This is a genomic window from Mesorhizobium sp. M00.F.Ca.ET.216.01.1.1 (assembly GCF_004010325.2).
Lineage (GTDB): Bacteria > Pseudomonadota > Alphaproteobacteria > Rhizobiales > Rhizobiaceae > Mesorhizobium.
On record NZ_SADR02000074.1, the window covers coordinates 1 to 1,283 of the forward strand.

Below are 1,283 nucleotides of genomic sequence, written 5' to 3' on the forward strand. Positions count from 1 at the left end.
TCTTACTGAGTCAGAAAGTCGCGGATGCGGGGGATTCGAGCTGGTCGCAGATTTGTTAGCGTGCTGATTCGTGATCAGGGAAGCGCGCCATGCCTGACTGGAGAGCCGAGAGTGAAGCCGCATTTGACGCCTATGTCGATGCTTTGATCGGGGTGATCGGCCACGCCGACAGAGCTGAGCCGCTGAAGGATTATTGCCTCGGACTTCTGATGCCGATGGAGCGCAAGAGCGTGGAGCCGTTGGCGGCCGTCGCGGCGCCGTCGCGGGTGGCGGCCAAGCATCAGTCTCTGCTGCATTTCGTGGGACAGGCGCCGTGGTCGGACGCGACCTTGCTGGCGCGGGTTCGCGACTGGGTCCTTCCACAGATCGAGCAGCGTGGACCGATCCGGGCGTGGATCGTCGACGACACGGGCTTTCCCAAGAAGGGCAAGCACTCGGTGGGCGTAGCGCGTCAGTATTGCGGCCAGTTGGGCAAACAGGACAACTGTCAGATTGCGGTCAGCCTATCGATCGCCAATGACGCAGCCTCGCTTCCGATCGCCTACCAATTGTATCTCCCGCACGTCTGGGCGGAGGATCCGGAACAACGCAGGAAGGCTAAGATTCCGGCAGAAATCACGTTCCAGACCAAGCCGCAGATCGCGCTTGCGCAGATCAAGACGGCCAAGGCCGAGGGCGTCTCGGCCGGCGTGGTTCTGGCCGACGCCGGATATGGCGCCGACGGCGGTTTCCGCGCGGGCCTGTCCGAGCTCGATCTGAGCTATGTGGTCGGCGTTCAGCCCACACTCAGCGTCTGGCGTCCAGGCGAGAGTCCCCTGCCGCCCAAGCCTTGGAGCGGACGAGGCCGGCCGCCGTCCCGGGTCGGCCGAACCGACGATCACAAGCCGATCTCGGCCAAGGCCCTGGCCGAGGAGTTCGACGCCGAGGCTTGGCGCACGATCGCCTGGCGTGAAGGAACCAACACTGAACTCAGTTCCCGCTTCGCCGCCGTGCGCTTGCGGCCGGCCTCCAGGGACTACAATCGGTCCGAGGCTCACGCCGAAGAGTGGCTCCTGATCGAGTGGCCTGAAGGCGAGGTCGAGCCGAGCAAGTATTGGCTCTCCACCTTGCCGGCCGATGCTACGATCACCCAGTTGGTCGACGCCGCCAAGCTGCGTTGGCGGATCGAGCGAGACTATCAGGAACTCAAGCAGGAGCTGGGACTGGGCCACTACGAAGGCCGAGGGTGGCGGGGCTTCCACCACCACGCCAGTCTCTGTATCGCCGCCTATGGCTTCCTGGTC

1 protein-coding gene is annotated in these 1,283 nt (G+C 64.1%); it reads left to right on the top strand.

Features of this window, described 5'->3' with window-relative positions; translation table 11 throughout:
• Positions 1-89: 89 nt before the first annotated feature.
• The coding region (locus tag EN859_RS35070; RefSeq protein WP_135913584.1) for an IS701 family transposase at positions 90-1,283 on the top strand (1,194 nt) is incomplete at its 3' end.